We start from the raw sequence: 3,579 nt of genomic DNA on the forward strand, positions 1-3,579 counted from the left end.
CATCGGTTTGGCATCAGGATATTCTTCCATCATCAATTGATAGGCTTTTTTGCTGAGCTTGAGGTGTATATAAAATTGGTTCTTACCTGTAAATCCAAACAATCCCTGCTCCAGTGGTTGGTGCAAAGATTGAAACTTATAAGGCTTTGAAGTTAGCAAAACCTCTCCTATCCGCTCTATTTTGAACATTTTCATCTCTTTGCTTTCTACTTCCAAAGCATAGATGGAATCAAAGTTTTTGTTGAAGGCAACTGGTTCTATCAACCTGTCTGTCACTGAGTCAGAACTCAGCGAATAATAATCCCTTAATATCACCTGATTTTGATCCTTTATCGATCTTGATATCAGATCCACAAAAATCCCAAGATTGGCATTGAACAATTGCTCAACGCTATGCCGGAAATCGGACCGGATATTGATTTTTTGCAGTATGGAATCCTTCAACAGGTTTTTCTTGCTGCTTTTCTGGATGAGTTCATTCATCAATTGGATTTCTTCCTCATTGAAAGTCCCATAAGCGTACTCATTGGGACTTTCTACCCTGTCCACAATCCTGAACTTGGAATGCTTCTTTTCTATCTCAAAACCAAGTGCCTCCAACAATTTAAAATACCTATAAATCGTCCTAGGGTCAGTATCCAATAACTCTGCAATCCGGTGGACAGGTTTGCCAATGTTGCCTCGGAGCAAATTGATCAGTTTAAAAACCCTTAAAATCTTCTGTTGTTCGATGGTATTGGATGGCGCCATAATTGATTATTTACGGCAAAAGATAGAAAATTCTACTGGAATCTACCTTTCAAAAGACAGGCAATGTCATTAAAATTATCATTTGTTTTTCCTTCTCCCTGTAGCAAATACCCTGTTGACATTAAAACCAACCCTGAAACCCTCACCGGGCACGCCGTTTCCTCCAGCCAACAGATACTGCTCATTAAGAGCCTGTGAAGTCACAAAATACATCTGAAACACATGTCCTCCTGCTTCCAGGTCAATCCCAACTCCCAAGTTATTTCTAAGGTCATTGTTGAGATTGGGTATCCATTGAAGTGTCAGGGAAGATTTGCCGGTGATTTTATACTTTCCGCTAAATCCAAGAGCCAAATAGAGATTTTGGTCGCCTTCTATAAGGAAGACCGGATTGGCATCCACAAAATAAGCAAGCATAGGGGTGATCTGAACACTTATTTTGTCTGAAAACTTTCTGGCTGCCATGATCTGAAATGCAAAGGAACTTCTATCGACAAAGTTTGGATTGTTTTCCTGCAGGAAACTGTAATTGGAGGTGTTTACTCCCGCACCGCCCATCAATGAAAGCGAAAATGGCATTTTATTATCCTGAGTCTGTTTCAGGATATGATATCTACCATAGAGATTATAAATTTTGTCCCTGCCCTGTCTGGCTGCTGCCAAAGAGAATTTATCATTTAAAGCATATTCGAAACTGAACTGAATATTTGCACCATTATCCAGACCATAAAGATTCTGAATACCGCCATCCAAAGTCCCGAAGGTGTGCATGATGGCAAAATGGAGCGTTTTTTTATCCAAAGGTTCAACGGTCAATAAGTTGATATGCCTGGGTGCATGGAATATTAATTCAACTTCCTGTACCTCGGATGCAGGTTTTCTTTCCAACTGTGCTGCAACCATCAGCGGTAAACAACCGGTCAGCAACAATAATAAAGTCCTTTTCATTTTCATTTTTTAAGATTGGCCTTAATAGTAACAATTTGTTCTTCTGATAATTCATAAAACAGAACACTTGGAATATCAATTTTGTAATCACTCAGCAACACTTTAAACTCAGCTTCCAATTGCAATTCTGAATCTGAAATAGCGGTTAATTTTCCGGGAACCTCAATTTCTCTTTCTATCCCATGGATCTTAAATTTTCCCTTTGCCGTAACGCTTTTGCTTTGGCCACTACTTAAGTTGATGCCGGACGCAATTTTACCAGTAAATTCTGCATAGGGATATTTTTTTGTTTCCAGGTAGTTTTCTCTCATGTGTCTGTCCCTAAGCCCTATCCCGGTCTTCAATGTGTTCAGATCAATATAGAAATCCAGCATGTTTTTATCCAAATCCACCAATCCGTTTAGGTCTGAGGATTTACCGGTAAATTCATTCAGCGAGGCTTGGGAAAGAAATTCCACATTGCCTTTTTCGGTTTTGTAGGTCTGACTGTGGACTTTTTTAGGAAAGGTCAAAATCAAAAAAAACAAAAACGTATAGATTAAGTATTTCATTATCCTAAATCTACAGTAAGAACATTATTGGAAACAGTTGCGGGATAAGATCTCAATGCCTGCGTAGCGGGTCCATTCACCACAGATCCATTGGTATTGAACCTTGAACCGTGGCAGGTACAGGTGAATACATTGTTGGTAAAGGTCCAGTTCCTGTCACACTGTGAGTGGGTGCAAACAGAGGTCAGCGCATTGAAACTATTGTTGCCCATATTCACAATCAATACTTTTGCTGCAGTGACCAATGCCCATCCTCCTGCAGCGGCAAGAGACGTTGCAACGGCCAAATCTACTGTTACAGCATCTGCCGTTACACTTATTCCGTTACCTGAAGTCGGGGGATTATTCGTTCCTCCATTATTTGGTTCTGTATCATCTGTGGAACAGCTAGTGAAAAATGCTACTCCGAACATGGACATTACTGCCAATGAACCTGATTTTTTCAGAAACTCTCTTCTGGCTTCCGAAAGTGATCCTGATTTGATGTTGGTTGTTGTTTTCATAATTTCATATACGGTTTAGTTAGAGCAAATGGATTTGATATTTTCAAATCATAAAAAAACAACAGGATTTTTTCAGATTTGTTTCAAGACTTATTTGTTTGAAAAATTGTCACTGAAGAGAAATTGAATAGAAGTTTAAAAATATATTCTAACTATCTAATAATACTTGAATTGATCAGTAATTAAGTAGTACCGGAAATCCACATCAAAAAATATAAATACCTTTAAAAATTCTTTCTGTTCAGTATTTCACTTAAGATCACAGCATCTTTGATAGTTTCAGGATTGCTGAGCATTTCTGCGTAGCGGCTTTTAGTTTTGGTGGTTTTGATTTTTTCAGATGTAATGCTTGACTTGATGCCTTCTACAGTTGCAGTTAGACTCACCTGTTCGTCCAGCGTTTTTATCTTGGGCTTTATGATTTCAGCACCTGTTCCTTCATAATCCCCATATGCTTTGGACCGTGGCCTATCCCCTCTCATGATATCCCTTTGAGGTTCGAACTCCCTGGATACAGTCGCTTGCTGTGGAACAGGCGTGGATTCGGCAGATGTACCCTGTCCTGTTTGCTCAAAATCTTTTTCTCTTTCCTGTTGTCCGGATCTGATTTCCTTCAACAGGTCTTCAAATGAGACAGGCTTTCTTTGCGGCTGACTATCAGTGGGCAAATTATCCTGACCATCCAAATCCCGGGGTTTTTGCCCTTTCTTCATGGCAGTATAGACAAAGTAGATAATGATAGCGATGATATATATTAAATTGCCTGCGTCCACGGTAGATTCTTTTTATGCATTTAAATATAGGTAGATTTTTCAAAAGCAAAAACC

5 protein-coding genes are annotated in these 3,579 nt (G+C 39.2%); all 5 read right to left on the reverse strand.

Features of this window, described 5'->3' with window-relative positions:
- A partial coding sequence (locus ACEW8O_RS24125) for a helix-turn-helix transcriptional regulator (protein WP_373497188.1) occupies window positions 1-750 on the reverse strand: 750 nt, incomplete at its 3' end.
- Between the two features lie 78 nt (window positions 751-828).
- Window positions 829-1,698, reverse strand: coding sequence for a DUF5777 family beta-barrel protein (locus tag ACEW8O_RS24130; protein WP_373497189.1), 870 nt, complete (start codon window positions 1,696-1,698; stop codon window positions 829-831).
- Between the two features lie 2 nt (window positions 1,699-1,700).
- The gene (locus ACEW8O_RS24135) at window positions 1,701-2,249 is read right to left on the reverse strand and encodes a YceI family protein (RefSeq protein ID WP_373497190.1); all 549 of its coding nucleotides are present in this window, start codon (window positions 2,247-2,249) and stop codon (window positions 1,701-1,703) included.
- On the reverse strand, window positions 2,249-2,752 hold the full coding sequence (locus ACEW8O_RS24140; RefSeq protein WP_373497191.1) for a ubiquinol-cytochrome c reductase iron-sulfur subunit: 504 nt from the start codon (window positions 2,750-2,752) through the stop codon (window positions 2,249-2,251). The genes ACEW8O_RS24135 and ACEW8O_RS24140 overlap by 1 nt, the downstream gene beginning before the upstream one ends.
- A 224-nt stretch (window positions 2,753-2,976) precedes the next feature.
- Window positions 2,977-3,525: a hypothetical protein gene (locus ACEW8O_RS24145; protein WP_373497192.1), complete on the reverse strand. Its 549-nt coding sequence runs from the start codon at window positions 3,523-3,525 to the stop codon at window positions 2,977-2,979.
- Between the last annotated feature and the right edge of the window lie 54 nt (window positions 3,526-3,579).

Source organism: Aquiflexum sp. (assembly GCF_041749095.1).
Lineage (GTDB): Bacteria > Bacteroidota > Bacteroidia > Cytophagales > Cyclobacteriaceae > Aquiflexum.